Genomic DNA, 16551 nt, shown 5'->3' with positions numbered 1-16551 from the left:
AAAAAATCGCCCTGAATTGATCGATAGCTGTTATTGCCGCGGCAAATCATCCCACGTGCCGGGGGCAAGCTGTGCCTTAATATCGGGATAGCGGGCGGGATCAAATACCGGCGGAACGCCGAGTTTGCGCTGGCGCAGATAGTCTCTGGCAATCAGGGTCACCACGGGCGAGAGCAGCAGGATCGCCGTGAGGTTAGTGATCGCCATCAGCGCCATAATGATATCGGCCAGCTGCCAGACCAGCGGCATACTGAGCAGGGAGCCAGCGATCACCATCAGGATGACCCCCAGACGCAGGGTTCCGATTGCGGCGCGGGAGTCGAGCTTCAGGAAAATAAGGTTATTTTCGGCGTAAAGGTAATTCACCACTATCGAGCTGAAGGCAAACAAAACCAGGATTAGCGAGACAAACCCTGCACCCCAGCCGCCGGTCAGGTTCACCAGCGCCTGCTGGAGAAGCTGTATTCCGACGGTGCCCGACGCGTGCGGTACGGGGCCTGCCAGCAGCAAAATCATAGCGCTGGCGGAACAGATAATAATGGTATCTGTAAAGACGCCAATCATCTGCACAATGCCTTGCGCGGCCGGGTGCGGCGGCCAGGAAGAGGCGGCGGCTGCCGCGTTGGGGGTTGACCCCATACCGGCTTCATTGGAGAACATGCCCCGCTGAAAACCCGCCATCAGCGCCTGGCTGAAGGTATAGCCCAGCGCCCCGGAGGCCACTTCGCGCCAGCCAAAGGCGCTTTTGACGATGGTCGCAATCACGCCCGGCACCTGGTCGAGATGCAGGGCGGCAACGAACAGGCTCGCGGCAACCCAGAGCAGCGCCATAATGGGCACCAGCCACTGCATCAGACGGGCGATGCCCTTGAGACCGACCGAGATGGTAAGCAGAACGACGATGGCTAAAGCGAGACCCGCGAGCCACTCGGGGCAGGAGAAGGCATAGCGCAGGGCGTTGGCGACCGAGTTCGCCTGGACGGTATTAAAAATAAGGCCGTACGCGAGCAGTAAAAAAAGCGAGAACAGGACGCCCATCCAGCGCATCCCTAAGCCACGCGCCATGTACCAGGCAGGACCGCCGCGAAACTGGCCGTTTTTATCTTTCTCTTTATAAAGCTGGGCGAGCGAACTTTCGGCAAAGGAGGTGGCCATCCCGAGAAGCGCCGTCACCCACATCCAGAAGACTGCGCCTGGCCCACCGGCGCTGATGGCCAGCGCAACGCCCGCCAGATTGCCGCTGCCGAGGCGTGCCGCCAGGCTGGTACAAAGTGCCTGAAACGACGTTAATCCGCCCGGCTGAGGCGTGACGCTGTTTTTCAGACTTCTGCCAAACTTGCGAATATAACGAAACTGGATGAACCCACTGCGTAGCGTAAACCAAATACCTGCTCCCAGAAGCAGGTAAATCATTATCGAACCCCACAGGACTTCGTTAATAAAGAAAAAGAAATCAGGCATTAACGTCCCTCTTGTTGATGCCAAAGTGAATATGTAAGCGCTACCACTGATTGGGCATGCTGTTGCTTAGCAGCCTGTTAATATTCCGAGTTTACCATACTCTACCTAAGCGCACTGTCTGCGGTTGCGCTACCCCTCCGTCGTGTTATCATCAGGGCAGACCGGTTACATCCCCCTAACAAGTAAACCTGTCATTTTTCCGCTGCAGGCATGCTGTCGGTAGCGTGAATTATCCAGGGCACGTTAAAAGAGAAACACTATCATGACGGATAAATTGACCTCCCTTCGTCAGTTCACCACTGTCGTAGCTGACACCGGAGATATCGCGGCAATGAAGCTGTACCAGCCGCAGGATGCCACAACTAACCCTTCTCTGATCCTTAACGCCGCACAGATCCCTGAGTATCGCAAACTGATTGACGACGCAGTGACCTGGGCGAAAGCACAGAGCAACGACCGCGCGCAGCAGGTTGTGGATGCCACCGACAAACTGGCAGTGAACATCGGTCTGGAAATCCTGAAACTGGTTCCTGGCCGTATCTCTACCGAAGTAGATGCGCGTCTTTCCTACGACACCGAAGCGTCTATCGCCAAAGCGAAACGTCTGATCAAAATGTACAACGACGCGGGCATCAGCAACGACCGTATCCTGATCAAACTGGCTTCCACCTGGCAGGGTATCCGCGCGGCAGAGCAGCTGGAAAAAGACGGTATCAACTGTAACCTGACCCTGCTGTTCTCCTTCGCGCAGGCGCGTGCTTGTGCAGAAGCGGGCGTATACCTGATTTCTCCGTTCGTGGGCCGTATTCTGGACTGGTACAAAGCCAACACTGATAAGAAAGAGTACGCACCGGCTGAAGATCCAGGCGTAGTTTCTGTTACTGAAATCTACGAATACTACAAGCAGCACGGTTATGAGACTGTGGTTATGGGCGCAAGCTTCCGTAACGTCGGTGAAATCATCGAGCTGGCTGGCTGTGACCGCCTGACCATCGCTCCTGCGCTGCTGAAAGAGCTGGCAGAAAGCGAAGGTACCATTGAGCGTAAACTGTCTTACACCGGTGAAGTAAAAGCACGTCCAGAGCGCATCACTGAATCCGAGTTCCTGTGGCAGCACAACCAGGATCCAATGGCGGTAGACAAGCTGGCGGATGGTATCCGTAAGTTTGCTGTTGACCAGGGCAAACTGGAAAAAATGATCGGCGACCTGCTGTAATCATTCTGCGTGACCGGGCTCCCGGTCACGCGACTTCTTTCGTCCCCTGTCTGAATCTCCTCTCTGCGTGTATCATTCCCTTTAATCAGTACTCTTTGAATGGAATGGATATGAATACCTTACGCATCGGCTTAGTGTCGATTTCAGACCGCGCCTCCAGCGGTGTTTACCAGGATAAAGGCATCCCCGCTCTGGAAGAATGGTTGAGCAGCGCGCTGACCACCCCTTTTGAGATTCAGACACGCCTGATTCCTGACGAACAACCGATCATCGAGCAGACGCTCTGCGAGCTGGTGGATGAGATGAGCTGCCACCTTGTTCTGACGACGGGCGGAACCGGCCCCGCCCGCCGTGACGTGACGCCGGACGCGACGCTGGCTATCGCCGATCGCGAAATGCCGGGCTTCGGTGAACAGATGCGCCAGATCGGTCTACACTTTGTTCCGACGGCCATTCTTTCCCGCCAGGTGGGGGTGATCCGCAAGCAGGCGTTGATTCTGAACCTGCCGGGTCAGCCGAAGTCGATCAAAGAGACCCTGGAAGGGCTTAAAGCGGAAGACGGCAGCGTCATCGTTCACGGTATCTTTGCAAGTGTACCGTATTGTATACAGCTTCTTGACGGCCCGTATGTCGAAACCGATGAGAAAGTGGTAGCAGCTTTTCGTCCTAAAAACGCGCGTCGCGAAACAATCTCCTGAAATTAATCAATGTGAGACATAAGCTGAAGCGGCGATAGCGTGGGCAAGGTTTTACGGTATAGTAACTTTTTCTTTACGATTGCTGTAAAAATAAATCCACAACACACGCATAATGGTTCGCTATGTCACATAACGCCCGACCTCTGAATCGACAGGATTACAAAACCCTCACGCTTGCGGCCTTAGGCGGCGCGCTGGAGTTTTACGACTTCATTATCTTCGTCTTCTTCGCCGCCGTGGTGGGAGAGCTCTTCTTCCCGGCGGATATTCCGGAATGGCTGCGTCAGGTGCAAACCTTCGGCATTTTTGCCGCCGGGTATCTGGCGCGTCCGCTGGGCGGCATCATCATGGCCCACTTTGGCGATCTGGTCGGGCGTAAGAAGATGTTTACCCTTAGCATCCTGCTGATGGCCGTGCCGACGCTGGCCATTGGTCTGCTGCCCACCTATGCCTCGATGGGTATCCTTGCGCCGTTGCTGCTGTTGCTGATGCGCGTTCTTCAGGGCGCGGCGATTGGCGGTGAAGTGCCGGGCGCGTGGGTGTTTGTCGCGGAACATGTTCCGGCGCGCCGCATTGGTATCGCCTGCGGAACCTTAACCGCGGGCTTAACGGTAGGGATTTTGCTCGGGTCCGTCGTCGCAACGATCGTTAATACCAGCATGACGCAGCAGGCCGTGCACGACTGGGGCTGGCGTATTCCATTCCTGCTGGGCGGAGCGTTTGGCCTGGTCGCGATGTACCTGCGTCGCTGGCTGCAGGAGACCCCGGTTTTCCTCGAAATGCAGCAGCGCAAGGCGCTGGCGCAGGAGCTGCCGGTGAAGGCGGTCGTGGTACGCCATAAAAAAGCGGTAGTGGTGTCGATGCTGCTTACCTGGCTGCTCTCGGCGGGCATCGTGGTGGTGATATTGATGTCCCCGGTGTGGCTGCAAAAGCAGTATGGTTTCGCTCCTGCCGTGACGTTACAGGCGAACAGTATCGCGACAATCATGCTCTGCTTTGGCTGTCTTGCCGCCGGGCTGGCGGCGGATCGTTTCGGTGCCAGCGTTACCTTTGTTGTCGGGAGCCTGTTACTGGCCGCATCAAGCTGGGCGTTTTACCATCTGGCTGGCAGCCATCCTGAACAGCTGTTCCTGCTGTACGGCGTGGTAGGCCTGTGCGTGGGCGTTGTCGGGGCTGTACCGTACGTGATGGTGCGCGCGTTCCCGCCAGAGGTACGCTTCACCGGGATTTCTTTTTCCTACAACGTGTCGTATGCCATTTTCGGTGGGCTGACGCCGATTGCGGTGACGGTGTTGATGGGCGTGTCTCCCATGGCTCCGGCCTGGTACGTGCTGGCGCTGTCGATGATGGGGCTGGGATTAGGGATTTGGCTGGGGCAGAAGCGGGGATGTCGTGCCCGCGAGGCGGACACGACAGAAGGATCAGTGTTTTTCACCAATCGGTAAAACGGTGCGGTCAAACTGCTCGTTCAGCACTTCACCCATTGCAAGGTAGATAGCGCTTGCGCCGCAAACCAGACCAATCCAGCCTGCAACATGAACGATGCCTTCGTTATCCACCAGGTGACCGATCGCCAGCAGGGCGAACAGGACGGTCAGGTTCAGGAAAACGAACTGCAGCATGCGGTTGCCCTTCAGGGTACCGAAGAACATAAACAGGGTGAAAACGCCCCACAGACCCAGGTAAACGCCCAGGAAGTGGGCGTTTGCCGCGTCTGCCATGCCCATTTTAGGCAGCAGCAGAATGGCAACCAGGGTCAGCCAGAAAGAACCGTAAGAGGTGAATGCGGTTAAGCCGAAGGTATTGCCTTTCTTATATTCCAGCAGGCCCGCGAAGATTTGTGCGATACCGCCGTAAAAAATGCCCATCGCCAGGATGATGCCATCCATCGGGAACATCCCGATATTGTGCAGGTTCAGCAGAATAGTGGTCATGCCAAAACCCATCAGGCCCAGCGGAGCCGGATTAGCCAACTTAGTGTTGCCCATAAGTCCTCAAAAAAATCATCATTAATATGGTGAAATGGTTAAACCCGCGTCAGTTCTCCCTGACTGGGCGCGGCATCATAATGGGCGCAATCAATGGCGTCTATGATCTCATCAGGGTGAAATTAAAATTTTTTTTATGCTTGCCCCTTGATGGATGCCGTCGCGACCCCATCTTGTAGTCAACCGCAGTGTGTGGACCTGAAAAAAATCAAATCTGGGCAGTTGAAAAAGCACGTTCTGCCCTTATTACAGGTACACAACCACATGTTGACTGAATTTTTAGTGGAGACGTTTAGATGGGTAAAATTATTGGTATCGACCTGGGTACTACCAACTCTTGTGTAGCGATTATGGATGGCACTACTGCACGCGTGCTGGAGAACGCCGAGGGCGATCGCACCACGCCTTCTATCATTGCTTATACCCAGGATGGTGAAACTCTGGTTGGTCAGCCGGCTAAACGTCAGGCAGTGACAAACCCGCAAAACACCCTGTTTGCGATTAAACGCCTGATCGGTCGCCGCTTCCAGGACGAAGAAGTTCAGCGTGACGTTTCCATCATGCCTTACAAAATCATCGCGGCAGATAACGGCGATGCATGGCTTGATGTGAAAGGCACCAAAACTGCACCACCGCAGATTTCTGCTGAAGTGCTGAAAAAAATGAAGAAAACCGCTGAAGATTACCTGGGTGAGCCGGTAACTGAAGCTGTTATCACCGTACCTGCCTACTTCAACGATGCTCAGCGTCAGGCAACCAAAGATGCTGGCCGTATCGCAGGTCTGGAAGTAAAACGTATCATCAACGAACCAACCGCGGCTGCACTGGCTTACGGTCTGGATAAAGAAGTCGGCAACCGTACTATCGCGGTTTACGACCTGGGTGGTGGTACCTTCGATATCTCTATTATCGAAATCGACGAAGTTGACGGCGAAAAAACCTTCGAAGTTCTGGCAACCAACGGTGATACCCACCTGGGTGGTGAAGACTTCGATACCCGTCTGATCAACTACCTCGTTGACGAGTTCAAGAAAGATCAGGGCATTGACCTGCGTAACGACCCGCTGGCTATGCAGCGCCTGAAAGAAGCCGCTGAGAAAGCGAAGATCGAGCTGTCTTCTGCTCAGCAGACCGACGTTAACCTGCCGTACATCACTGCAGACGCGACCGGTCCTAAACACATGAACATCAAAGTGACCCGTGCGAAACTGGAAAGCCTGGTAGAAGACCTGGTGAACCGTTCTATCGAGCCGCTGAAAGTTGCTCTGCAGGACGCTGGCCTGTCCGTGTCTGATATCAACGACGTTATCCTCGTTGGTGGCCAGACCCGTATGCCAATGGTGCAGAAGAAAGTGGCTGAGTTCTTTGGTAAAGAGCCACGTAAAGACGTTAACCCGGACGAAGCAGTGGCTATCGGTGCTGCGGTTCAGGGTGGCGTACTGACCGGTGAAGTTAAAGACGTACTGCTGCTGGACGTTACCCCGCTGTCTCTGGGTATCGAAACCATGGGCGGTGTGATGACTGCGCTCATCAACAAAAACACCACCATCCCAACCAAGCACAGCCAGGTGTTCTCTACCGCTGAAGACAACCAGTCTGCGGTAACCATCCATGTGCTGCAGGGTGAGCGTAAGCGTGCGGCGGATAACAAATCTCTGGGTCAGTTCAACCTGGACGGTATTAACCCGGCACCGCGCGGCATGCCGCAGATCGAAGTCACCTTCGACATCGATGCTGACGGTATCCTGCACGTGTCTGCGAAAGACAAAAACAGCGGTAAAGAGCAGAAGATCACCATCAAGGCATCTTCTGGCCTGAACGAAGCTGAAATCGAAAAAATGGTTCGCGATGCCGAAGCTAACGCGGAATCCGACCGTAAGTTCGAAGAGCTGGTTCAGACCCGTAACCAGGGTGACCATCTGCTGCACAGCACCCGTAAGCAGGTTGAAGAAGCAGGCGATAAACTGCCAGCGGAAGACAAGACTGCTATCGAAGCTGCACTGAGTGCGCTGGAATCCTCACTGAAAGGTGAAGATAAAGCGGACATTGAAGCGAAGATGCAGGAACTGGCACAGGCTTCTCAGAAGCTGATGGAAATCGCTCAGCAGCAGCACGCTCAACAGCAGGCGGGCGCTGACGCTTCGGCGAACAACGCGAAAGACGACGATGTTGTCGACGCTGAGTTCGAAGAAGTTAAAGATAAAAAATAATCGCCCTGATGCAGGGTAATTAATCGGCACGGGCGTAGGAGAACTCTCCACGCCCGTGCTCGCATGTTAAGGGGCTTAAAAAAACCAATGGCAAAGCAAGACTATTACGAGATTTTAGGCGTTCCGAAAACTGCGGAAGAGCGTGAAATCAAAAAGGCGTATAAGCGCCTGGCCATGAAATTCCACCCGGACCGTAACCAGGGTGACAAAGAGGCTGAAGCCAAATTTAAAGAGATCAAAGAAGCCTACGAAGTCCTGACCGATGCACAAAAACGTGCGGCCTATGACCAGTACGGTCACGCAGCCTTTGAACAGGGCGGCATGGGCGGCGGTGGATTCGGCGGTGGCGGCTTTGGCGGCGGCGCTGACTTCAGCGATATCTTTGGCGATGTGTTCGGCGATATCTTCGGCGGCGGCCGTGGTCGTCAGCGCGCGGCGCGCGGCGCGGACCTGCGCTACAACATGGAGCTGACGCTGGAAGAGGCCGTTCGCGGCGTAACCAAAGAGATCCGTATTCCAACTCTGGAAGAGTGTGACGTTTGCCACGGCAGCGGTGCGAAAGCGGGTACGCAGCCACAAACCTGTCCAACCTGTCACGGTTCGGGTCAGGTACAGATGCGTCAGGGCTTCTTTGCGGTGCAGCAGGCCTGTCCGCACTGTCACGGTCGCGGTACGCTGATCAAAGATCCGTGCACCAAATGCCACGGCCACGGTCGCGTTGAGAAAACCAAGACCCTGTCCGTTAAGATCCCGGCCGGCGTGGATACGGGCGACCGCATCCGTCTGGCAGGTGAGGGCGAAGCAGGCGAGCACGGCGCACCGGCAGGCGATCTGTACGTCCAGGTGCAGGTGAAACAGCACGCTATCTTTGAGCGTGAAGGGAACAACCTGTACTGCGAAGTGCCGATCAACTTTGCGATGGCGGCACTGGGCGGTGAAATCGAAGTACCGACGCTGGATGGTCGCGTCAATCTGAAGATCCCGGGCGAGACCCAGACCGGTAAGCTGTTCCGCATGCGCGGGAAAGGCGTTAAATCCGTTCGTGGTGGTGCGCAGGGCGACCTGCTTTGCCGCGTCGTCGTGGAAACGCCGGTTGGCCTGAACGACAAGCAGAAACAGCTGCTGAAAGAGCTGCAGGAGAGCTTCGGCGGCCCGACGGGTGAGAAAAACAGCCCGCGCTCCAAAAGCTTCTTCGATGGCGTCAAAAAATTCTTCGATGATTTAACCCGCTAATCGATCAGCTGGTTTTCATCCGCAAAAGCCCGGAAGCGATTCCGGGCTTTTTTATTTGCGCGTATAGCTCGGTTAAACTGAGTTTATACTCAATATTAATCTGTTTTTGCCGAGCTATTTGGCTTGGTATTATGGTTTTATCGAGGTATTGTTGTAAAAGAGAGAACTTAAATGAAATTACTACACCGTTTCTTTAGCAGTGAGGCGTCCGGTGGCGTGATCCTGATTATTGCCGCAGCGGCCGCGATGGTGCTGGCTAACCTTGGCATCACGCAGGATCTCTACCATGCATTTCTGGAAACGCCCGTTGAGCTGAAGGTCGGGGCGCTGGAAATTAACAAGAACATGCTGCTGTGGATCAACGATGCGCTAATGGCGGTGTTCTTCCTGCTGGTGGGGCTTGAGGTTAAGCGTGAGCTGGTACTGGGCTCGCTAGCCAGCCGCCAGCGCGCGGCGTTCCCGGTCATTGCCGCGCTCGGTGGGATGGTGGTGCCGGCGCTGCTCTTCCTGGCATTCACCTGGCAGGATCCGATTGCACGTCACGGCTGGGCGATCCCGGCTGCGACGGATATCGCCTTTGCGCTCGGTGTCTTAGCCTTACTCGGTAGCCGCGTGCCGGTAGCCCTGAAAATCTTCCTGATGGCGCTGGCGATCATCGATGACCTGGGCGCCATTGTGATTATCGCGCTGTTCTACACCAGCGATCTGTCGATCCTGTCCCTGAGCGTCGCTGCCGGGGCGATTGCGGTGCTGGCGCTGCTGAACATCTTCAATGTTCGCCGCATCGGTATCTATATCCTGGTGGGGATGGTGCTGTGGACGGCGGTGCTGAAATCGGGCGTGCACGCTACGCTGGCAGGTGTGATCGTCGGCTTCTTCGTGCCGCTTAAGCCGCAGGACGGCAAGTCGCCCGCTAAGCAGCTGGAGCATGTGCTGCACCCGTGGGTCGCCTTTATGACCCTACCCCTATTTGCGTTTGCCAACGCCGGGGTTTCGCTGGGCGGGGTGACGCTGGACGGGCTGACGTCCGTGCTGCCGCTGGGCATTATTGCCGGGCTGTTTATCGGTAAGCCGCTGGGTATTAGCCTCTTCTGCTGGCTGGCGACGAAGCTGAAGCTGGCGTCATTGCCGCACGGCACAACCTTTGGTCAAATTATGGCCGTCGGCGTGCTGTGTGGAATCGGGTTTACGATGTCGATCTTTATCTCGACCCTTGCGTTTGGCGCGCATGCGCCTGAGCTTATCGTCTGGGCTAAACTCGGCATCCTCATCGGGTCATTACTGGCCGCGGTAATCGGTTATACCTTGTTGAAGGTGAAGTTATCCGGACAGGCCGTCCGGGCATAACGGAACACCGGGAGGAGGCGATCCTTCTCCCGATATACACTCAGGGAGAGAAGACGCGATGTCTCATTTAAATTACAACCATCTGTACTACTTCTGGCACGTCTATAAGCAGGGCTCGGTGGTGGGAGCGGCAGAAGCGCTCTATCTGACGCCGCAAACCATTACCGGGCAAATCAAGGCGCTGGAAGAGCGTTTGCAGGGCAAGCTGTTCAAGCGTAAGGGGCGTGGGATTGAACCCAGCGAACTGGGCGAGCTGGTGTTTCGCTACGCGGACAAGATGTTCACCCTGAGCCAGGAGATGCTGGATATTGTCAACTACCGCAAAGAGTCGAACCTGCTCTTTGACGTGGGCGTGGCGGATGCGCTGTCCAAACGGCTGGTGAGCGGCGTGCTGGACGCGGCGGTGGTTGAAGATGAACAAATTCATCTGCGCTGCTTTGAATCCACCCACGAGATGCTGCTGGAACAGCTAAGCCAGCACAAGCTGGATATGATTATCTCGGATTGTCCGATTGATTCCACCCAGCAGGAAGGGCTGTTCTCGGTAAAAATTGGCGAATGCGGCGTGAGCTTCTGGTGCATTAATCCGCCGCCGGAAAAACCGTTCCCCGCGTGCCTTGAAGAGCGCCGCCTGCTGGTGCCGGGAAGGCGCTCAATGCTGGGACGCAAGCTGCTGAACTGGTTTAACTCGCAGGGGCTAAAGGTCGAAATTCTCGGAGAGTTTGACGATGCGGCGCTGATGAAAGCCTTTGGCGAAGCGCATAACGCCATCTTCGTTGCGCCGACGCTGTACGCGCACGATCTCTATTCGGACGATAAGATTACGGAGATAGGCAGAGTGGATAACGTGATGGAGGAGTATCACGCCATATTTGCCGAAAGGATGATTCAGCACCCGGCGGTGCAGCGAATCTGTAACCGTGACTACTCGGCGCTGTTTACGCCACCGGCAATCTGAAGGCATAAAAAAACCCGCGTTAAGCGGGTTCTTTAAACAAGCAACAACAAGTAGCGATTAAGCCAGTTTGTTGATCTGCGCGGTCAGGTTTGCTTTATGACGCGCTGCTTTGTTTTTGTGGATCAGACCTTTAGCAGCCTGACGATCCACGATTGGTTGCATTTCGTTAAATGCGTTCTGCGCTGCAGCTTTGTCGCCTGCTTCGATTGCTGCGTATACTTTCTTGATGAAAGTACGCATCATAGAGCGACGGCTTGCGTTGTGCTTACGAGCCTTTTCAGACTGAACGGCACGTTTCTTAGCTGATTTGATATTAGCCAAGTCCAACTCCCAAATATGTTCTATGTGGACAATTCAAAGGCCGAGGAATATGCCCTCTTTGCCTTCTTTTGTCAATGGATTTGTGCAAATAAGCGCCGTTAATTAGCGACGCTACGTTACGTAGTGATGGCGCAGGATTCTACCAGCTTGTCTTCCCTGAATACAGCCTTTCGGCATAAAAATCGCAGTTCACGAGCAGATTTTTTCGCTGCGAAAGGTCAGCCTGATGAAATCATTACGGCTTTCTGTTTTGCGCGAACAATCGCCGGTTAACCTTAACCGCTGTACAAGGTATACTTTGGCGATTTTCACTGTTTTGAGCCAGACATGAAGCTGATACGCGGCATACATAATCTCAGCAGCGCACCGCACGGGTGCGTGCTGACTATTGGTAATTTCGACGGCGTGCATCGTGGTCATCAGGCGCTGTTGCAGGGATTGCGTAAAGAAGGGGAGGCCCGCGGCCTGCCTGTTGTAGTGATGATTTTCGAGCCGCAGCCGCTGGAGCTGTTCGCGGGCGATAAATCTCCCGCCCGCCTCACTCGCCTGCGCGAGAAGTTGCGCTATCTGGCGGAGTCCGGCGTGGACTATGTATTGTGTGTACGTTTCGATCGCCGCTTTGCCGCGCTGACAGCACAAAATTTCGTCAGCGACCTGCTGGTTAAGCGCCTTGGCGTGCAGTTTCTCGCCGTGGGCGATGATTTCCGCTTTGGCGCTGGTCGTCAGGGCGATTTCTTGCTATTACAGAAGGCTGGTCTGGAGTACGGTTTTGACGTCACCAGCGCGATGACCTTCTGCGAAGGCGGCGTGCGCGTCAGCAGCACGGCGGTTCGCCGGGCATTGGCCGATGATGAACTGGATACGGCTGAAACCCTGCTGGGGCATCCGTTTACTATCTCTGGCCGCGTGGTCCATGGCGATGCGCTGGGCCGCACGATAGGCTTCCCGACGGCGAATATACCGCTGCGTCGTCAGGTTTCCCCGGTTAAAGGGGTTTATGCGGTGGAAGTGGCAGGACTGGGCGATAAGCCGTTCTACGGCGTCGCCAACATTGGCACGCGTCCGACCGTCGCGGGTGTGCGTCAACAGCTAGAAGTGCACCTGCTGGACGTTGTAATGGACCTGTATGGTCGCCATATAGATGTGATACTGCGTAAAAAAATACGCAACGAGCAGCGATTTGGTTCGCTGGATGAACTAAAAGCGCAAATTGCGCGAGATGAATTGACGGCCCGCGAGTTTTTTGGGCTTTGAACCCGGCTTAACTGCCTACGTGATAAATACGGAACCGAGAATCTGATGAGTGACTATAAATCAACCCTGAATTTGCCGGAAACAGGGTTCCCGATGCGCGGCGATCTCGCCAAGCGCGAACCGGGAATGCTGGCGCGTTGGACCGATGATGACCTGTACGGCATCATTCGTGCAGCCAAAAAAGGCAAAAAAACCTTCATTCTGCATGATGGCCCTCCATATGCGAATGGCAGCATTCATATTGGTCACTCGGTTAACAAGATTCTGAAAGACATTATCGTGAAGTCCAAAGGGCTCACGGGCTATGACTCGCCTTACGTTCCAGGCTGGGACTGCCACGGTCTGCCAATCGAGCTGAAAGTGGAGCAAGAGTTCGGCAAGCCGGGTGAGAAGTTCACCGCCGCCGAGTTCCGTGCGAAGTGTCGCGAATATGCAGCCACGCAGGTCGACGGTCAGCGCGCTGACTTCATCCGTCTGGGCGTGCTGGGCGACTGGTCGCACCCGTACCTGACCATGGATTTCAAAACTGAAGCCAACATCATCCGTGCGCTGGGCAAAATCATCGGTAACGGTCACCTGCACAAAGGCGCTAAGCCGGTGCACTGGTGCGTGGACTGCCGCTCTGCGCTGGCAGAAGCGGAAGTGGAGTATTACGACAAAACTTCCCCATCTATCGACGTGGCGTTCCATGCCGTCGATCAGGATGCGGTGAAGGCTAAATTTGGCGTCTCCTCGGTAAACGGCCCGATCTCTCTGGTGATCTGGACCACCACCCCGTGGACTCTGCCTGCCAACCGTGCGATCTCCCTGTCCGGTGAGTTCGAATACGCACTGGTGCAGATTGACGGTCAGGCGGTTATCCTGGCGAAAGATCTGGTTGAGAGCGTGCTGAAGCGCGCGCATATCAGTGACTACACCGTGCTGGGCACCGTGAAAGGTGACGCCCTGGAGCTGATGCGCTTCAAGCACCCGTTCCTGGACTTCGACGTTCCGGCGATCCTGGGCGATCACGTGACGCTGGAAGCGGGTACCGGTGCGGTGCATACCGCCGGTGGCCACGGTCCTGACGACTACAACATCAGCCTGAAGTACGGTCTGGAAATCGCTAACCCGGTCGGCCCGGACGGTTCTTATCTGCCTGGCACCTACCCGGCGCTGGATGGTATCAACGTCTTCAAAGCGAACGACATTATCGTCGACATGCTGCGTACCAGCGGCGCGCTGCTGCACGTAGAAAAAATGCAGCACAGCTATCCGTGCTGCTGGCGTCACAAGACCCCAATCATCTTCCGTGCGACCCCGCAGTGGTTCGTCAGCATGGATCAGAAAGGCCTGCGCGAGCAGTCTCTGAAAGAGATCAAAGGCGTGCAGTGGATCCCTGACTGGGGCCAGGCGCGTATCGAATCCATGGTAGCTAACCGTCCTGACTGGTGTATCTCCCGTCAGCGTACCTGGGGTGTACCGATGTCTCTGTTCGTGCACAAAGAGACGCAGGAACTGCACCCGAATACCCTGGAACTGATGGAAGAAGTGGCGAAGCGCGTCGAAGTTGACGGCATTCAGGCGTGGTGGGATCTCGACGCCCGCGACATCTTGGGCGCTGATGCAGATAACTACGAGAAAGTGCCGGATACCCTGGACGTGTGGTTCGACTCCGGGTCGACCCACTCCTCCGTGGTTGACGTGCGTCCGGAATTCGCCGGTCACGCTGCCGATATGTATCTGGAAGGGTCGGACCAACACCGCGGCTGGTTCATGTCATCTCTGATGATCTCCACCGCCATGAAGGGTAAAGCGCCTTACCGTCAGGTACTGACTCACGGCTTCACCGTGGATGGTCAGGGCCGTAAGATGTCCAAATCTATCGGTAACACCGTTTCTCCGCAGGATGTGATGAACAAACTGGGCGCAGACATCCTGCGTCTGTGGGTGGCGTCGACCGACTACACCGGCGAAATGGCGGTGTCTGACGAGATCCTGAAGCGTGCTGCCGACAGCTATCGTCGTATCCGTAACACCGCGCGCTTCCTGCTGGCGAACCTGAACGGGTTCGATCCGGCAAAAGACATGGTTAAACCGGAAGAGATGGTGGTGCTGGACCGCTGGGCGGTAGGCTGCGCGAAAGCGGCGCAGGACGATATCCTGAAAGCCTATGAGTCTTACGACTTCCACGAAGTGGTGCAGCGCCTGATGCGCTTCTGCTCCATCGAGATGGGCTCGTTCTACCTCGACATCATCAAAGACCGCCAGTACACCGCGAAAGCGGACAGCGTGGCGCGTCGTAGCTGCCAGACCGCGCTGTTCCACATCGCAGAAGCGCTGGTACGCTGGATGGCGCCGATCATGTCCTTCACCGCGGATGAAATCTGGGGCTATCTGCCTGGCGACCGTGAGAAGTATGTCTTCACGGGTGAGTGGTACGAAGGTCTGTTCGATCTCTCCAGCACCGAAGCGATGAACGATGCCTTCTGGGACGAGCTGCTGAAGGTGCGTGGCGAAGTGAACAAGGTTATCGAGCAGGCGCGTGCAGACAAGAAAGTCGGCGGCTCTCTGGAAGCGGCAGTCACGCTGTACGCTGAACCGGAGCTGGCGGCGAAGCTGATCGCGCTGGGCGATGAATTACGATTTGTCCTGTTGACCTCCGGTGCGAAAGTTGCGGATTATGCCGAGGCTTCTGCTGATGCTCAGCAGAGCGAACTGCTCAAAGGACTGAAAGTCGCGCTGAGCAAAGCCGACGGTGAGAAATGCCCGCGTTGCTGGCATTACACTACCGATGTCGGTCAGGTGGCGGAACACGCAGACATCTGCGGACGCTGTGTAAGCAACGTCGCCGGTGACGGCGAAAAACGTAAGTTTGCCTGATGAGTAAAACTCTCTGTTCAACAGGACTGCGCTGGCTGTGGCTGGTTGTGGTGGTGCTGATTATCGATCTGGGCAGCAAATTCCTGATACTCCAGAATTTTTCTCTGGGGGAGACGGTCCCGCTGTTCCCGTCGCTTAACCTGCACTACGCGCGTAACTACGGCGCAGCGTTTAGTTTCCTTGCCGACAGCGGTGGCTGGCAGCGCTGGTTCTTTGCAGGTATCGCTCTGGGTATCTGCGTGATCCTGGCGGTGCTGATGTACCGCTCGAAGGCCACGCAAAAGCTGAATAACATCGCCTACGCGCTGATCATTGGCGGCGCGCTGGGCAACCTGTTTGACCGCCTGTGGCACGGCTTTGTGGTCGATATGATTGACTTTTACGTCGGCGACTGGCATTTCGCGACCTTTAACCTGGCCGATACGGCAATTTGTATCGGTGCGGCGTTAATCGTGCTGGAAGGCTTCTTGCCTAAACCGGCTGCGAAAGAGCAGGCGTAACACACTCGCCCGGTGGTGTAATGCCACCGGGCTAAACAAGCGAGCAATTTGCATGTCTAAATCCGTACAGAGCAACAGCGCGGTTCTCGTTCACTTCACGCTGAAGCTGGATGACGGCTCCACGGCCGAATCCACCCGCAATAACGGCAAACCGGCCCTGTTTCGTCTTGGCGATACCTCCCTGTCTGAAGGTCTTGAGCAGCAGCTTCTGGGCCTGAAAGAGGGAGAGAAAAAAGCCTTTTCGCTGGAGCCGGATGCCGCGTTTGGCGTGCCGAGTCCGGACCTGATCCAGTATTTCTCGCGCCGCGAGTTTATGGATGCGGGTGAACCGGAAATCGGCGCGATTATGCTCTTTACCGCTATGGACGGCAGCGAAATGCCTGGCGTGATCCGCGAAATCAACGGCGACTCCATTACCGTTGACTTCAACCATCCGCTTGCCGGGCGTACCGTTCATTTTGATGTTGAAGTGCTGGAAATCGATCCTGCACTGGAGGCCTGAA

14 protein-coding genes and 1 pseudogene are annotated in these 16551 nt (G+C 55.6%); 12 read left to right on the top strand and 3 right to left on the bottom strand.

The genetic code is table 11. The annotated features are described in order from the left end of the window. Positions 1 to 30 precede the first annotated feature (30 nt). Positions 31 to 1461 carry an alanine/glycine:cation symporter family protein gene (locus tag AC4IBF_RS18330; RefSeq protein ID WP_133293756.1) on the bottom strand — a complete coding sequence of 477 codons (1431 nt, stop codon included), beginning with the start codon at positions 1459 to 1461 and terminating at the stop codon, positions 31 to 33. Positions 1462 to 1723: 262 nt separating this feature from the next. Here AC4IBF_RS18330 and tal point away from each other — a divergent pair, with 262 nt between their 5' ends. The 3 genes from tal to AC4IBF_RS18315 all read left to right on the top strand — a co-directional run bounded on the left by tal (position 1724) and on the right by AC4IBF_RS18315 (position 4820). After that, positions 1724 to 2677, top strand: coding sequence for a transaldolase (tal, locus tag AC4IBF_RS18325; protein WP_023310342.1), 954 nt, complete (start codon positions 1724 to 1726; stop codon positions 2675 to 2677). A 110-nt stretch (positions 2678 to 2787) separates the two neighbouring features. Further along, positions 2788 to 3375 (top strand): molybdopterin adenylyltransferase, encoded by a 588-nt coding sequence (mog, locus tag AC4IBF_RS18320; RefSeq protein ID WP_111964074.1) that lies wholly within the window; start codon positions 2788 to 2790, stop codon positions 3373 to 3375. Positions 3376 to 3497: 122 nt separating this feature from the next. Then, positions 3498 to 4820, top strand: coding sequence for an MFS transporter (locus AC4IBF_RS18315; protein WP_325814085.1), 1323 nt, complete (start codon positions 3498 to 3500; stop codon positions 4818 to 4820). Here the strand turns inward: AC4IBF_RS18315 and satP are convergent. Then, positions 4797 to 5363 carry an acetate uptake transporter gene (satP, locus tag AC4IBF_RS18310; RefSeq protein ID WP_367897072.1) on the bottom strand — a complete coding sequence of 189 codons (567 nt, stop codon included), beginning with the start codon at positions 5361 to 5363 and terminating at the stop codon, positions 4797 to 4799. The genes AC4IBF_RS18315 and satP overlap by 24 nt on opposite strands. 296 nt (positions 5364 to 5659) lie before the next feature. Here satP and dnaK point away from each other — a divergent pair, with 296 nt between their 5' ends. The 4 genes from dnaK to nhaR all read left to right on the top strand — a co-directional run bounded on the left by dnaK (position 5660) and on the right by nhaR (position 11111). Continuing rightward, the gene (gene dnaK, locus AC4IBF_RS18305; protein WP_008502041.1) at positions 5660 to 7573 is read left to right on the top strand and encodes a molecular chaperone DnaK; all 1914 of its coding nucleotides are present in this window, start codon (positions 5660 to 5662) and stop codon (positions 7571 to 7573) included. 87 nt (positions 7574 to 7660) lie between these two features. After that, positions 7661 to 8806 carry a molecular chaperone DnaJ gene (dnaJ, locus tag AC4IBF_RS18300; RefSeq protein WP_014830600.1) on the top strand — a complete coding sequence of 382 codons (1146 nt, stop codon included), beginning with the start codon at positions 7661 to 7663 and terminating at the stop codon, positions 8804 to 8806. 171 nt (positions 8807 to 8977) lie between these two features. After that, positions 8978 to 10153 (top strand): Na+/H+ antiporter NhaA, encoded by a 1176-nt coding sequence (nhaA, locus tag AC4IBF_RS18295; RefSeq protein ID WP_491463004.1) that lies wholly within the window; start codon positions 8978 to 8980, stop codon positions 10151 to 10153. 58 nt (positions 10154 to 10211) lie between these two features. Further along, positions 10212 to 11111, top strand: coding sequence for a transcriptional activator NhaR (nhaR, locus tag AC4IBF_RS18290; protein ID WP_032660752.1), 900 nt, complete (start codon positions 10212 to 10214; stop codon positions 11109 to 11111). 57 nt (positions 11112 to 11168) lie between these two features. Here nhaR and rpsT read toward each other — a convergent pair whose 3' ends face one another. Beyond that, the gene (gene rpsT / locus AC4IBF_RS18285) at positions 11169 to 11432 is read right to left on the bottom strand and encodes a 30S ribosomal protein S20 (RefSeq protein WP_003856458.1); all 264 of its coding nucleotides are present in this window, start codon (positions 11430 to 11432) and stop codon (positions 11169 to 11171) included. A 101-nt stretch (positions 11433 to 11533) separates the two neighbouring features. Here rpsT and AC4IBF_RS18280 point away from each other — a divergent pair. The 5 genes and pseudogenes from AC4IBF_RS18280 (at position 11534) to fkpB (ending at position 16550) form a co-directional block, all read left to right on the top strand. Then, positions 11534 to 11752, top strand: a pseudogene (locus tag AC4IBF_RS18280) (DUF2575 domain-containing protein). 7 nt (positions 11753 to 11759) lie between these two features. Beyond that, complete coding sequence (gene ribF / locus AC4IBF_RS18275; protein WP_032644021.1) at positions 11760 to 12686, top strand: bifunctional riboflavin kinase/FAD synthetase; 927 nt, start codon at positions 11760 to 11762, stop codon at positions 12684 to 12686. 45 nt (positions 12687 to 12731) lie between these two features. Further along, positions 12732 to 15548 carry an isoleucine--tRNA ligase gene (gene ileS, locus AC4IBF_RS18270; RefSeq protein ID WP_115876466.1) on the top strand — a complete coding sequence of 939 codons (2817 nt, stop codon included), beginning with the start codon at positions 12732 to 12734 and terminating at the stop codon, positions 15546 to 15548. Further along, positions 15548 to 16048 (top strand): signal peptidase II, encoded by a 501-nt coding sequence (gene lspA / locus AC4IBF_RS18265; protein WP_127729576.1) that lies wholly within the window; start codon positions 15548 to 15550, stop codon positions 16046 to 16048. Before ileS ends, lspA begins: the two co-directional genes overlap by 1 nt. 52 nt (positions 16049 to 16100) lie before the next feature. Beyond that, positions 16101 to 16550 carry an FKBP-type peptidyl-prolyl cis-trans isomerase gene (gene fkpB, locus AC4IBF_RS18260; protein WP_003856450.1) on the top strand — a complete coding sequence of 150 codons (450 nt, stop codon included), beginning with the start codon at positions 16101 to 16103 and terminating at the stop codon, positions 16548 to 16550. Position 16551: the final 1 nt, after the last annotated feature.

The sequence above is a fragment of the Enterobacter sp. Taxon_8 genome (assembly GCF_058354585.1).
The sequence above is the reverse complement of the archived record's forward strand: the minus strand, read 5'-3'. Positions and strand labels throughout refer to the sequence as shown.

Bases quoted from the DNA above. Each gene is read 5' to 3' on its own strand.
- dnaK (WP_008502041.1), top strand. From the start codon at position 5,660: ATGGGTAAAATTATTGGTATCGACCTGGGTACTACCAACTCTTGTGTA.
- dnaJ (WP_014830600.1), top strand. From the start codon at position 7,661: ATGGCAAAGCAAGACTATTACGAGATTTTAGGCGTTCCGAAAACTGCG.
- AC4IBF_RS18330 (WP_133293756.1), bottom strand. From the start codon at position 1,461: ATGCCTGATTTCTTTTTCTTTATTAACGAAGTCCTGTGGGGTTCGATA.
- nhaA (WP_491463004.1), top strand. From the start codon at position 8,978: ATGAAATTACTACACCGTTTCTTTAGCAGTGAGGCGTCCGGTGGCGTG.
- satP (WP_367897072.1), bottom strand. From the start codon at position 5,363: ATGGGCAACACTAAGTTGGCTAATCCGGCTCCGCTGGGCCTGATGGGT.
- lspA (WP_127729576.1), top strand. From the start codon at position 15,548: ATGAGTAAAACTCTCTGTTCAACAGGACTGCGCTGGCTGTGGCTGGTT.
- mog (WP_111964074.1), top strand. From the start codon at position 2,788: ATGAATACCTTACGCATCGGCTTAGTGTCGATTTCAGACCGCGCCTCC.
- ribF (WP_032644021.1), top strand. From the start codon at position 11,760: ATGAAGCTGATACGCGGCATACATAATCTCAGCAGCGCACCGCACGGG.
- nhaR (WP_032660752.1), top strand. From the start codon at position 10,212: ATGTCTCATTTAAATTACAACCATCTGTACTACTTCTGGCACGTCTAT.
- fkpB (WP_003856450.1), top strand. From the start codon at position 16,101: ATGTCTAAATCCGTACAGAGCAACAGCGCGGTTCTCGTTCACTTCACG.
- ileS (WP_115876466.1), top strand. From the start codon at position 12,732: ATGAGTGACTATAAATCAACCCTGAATTTGCCGGAAACAGGGTTCCCG.
- tal (WP_023310342.1), top strand. From the start codon at position 1,724: ATGACGGATAAATTGACCTCCCTTCGTCAGTTCACCACTGTCGTAGCT.
- AC4IBF_RS18315 (WP_325814085.1), top strand. From the start codon at position 3,498: ATGTCACATAACGCCCGACCTCTGAATCGACAGGATTACAAAACCCTC.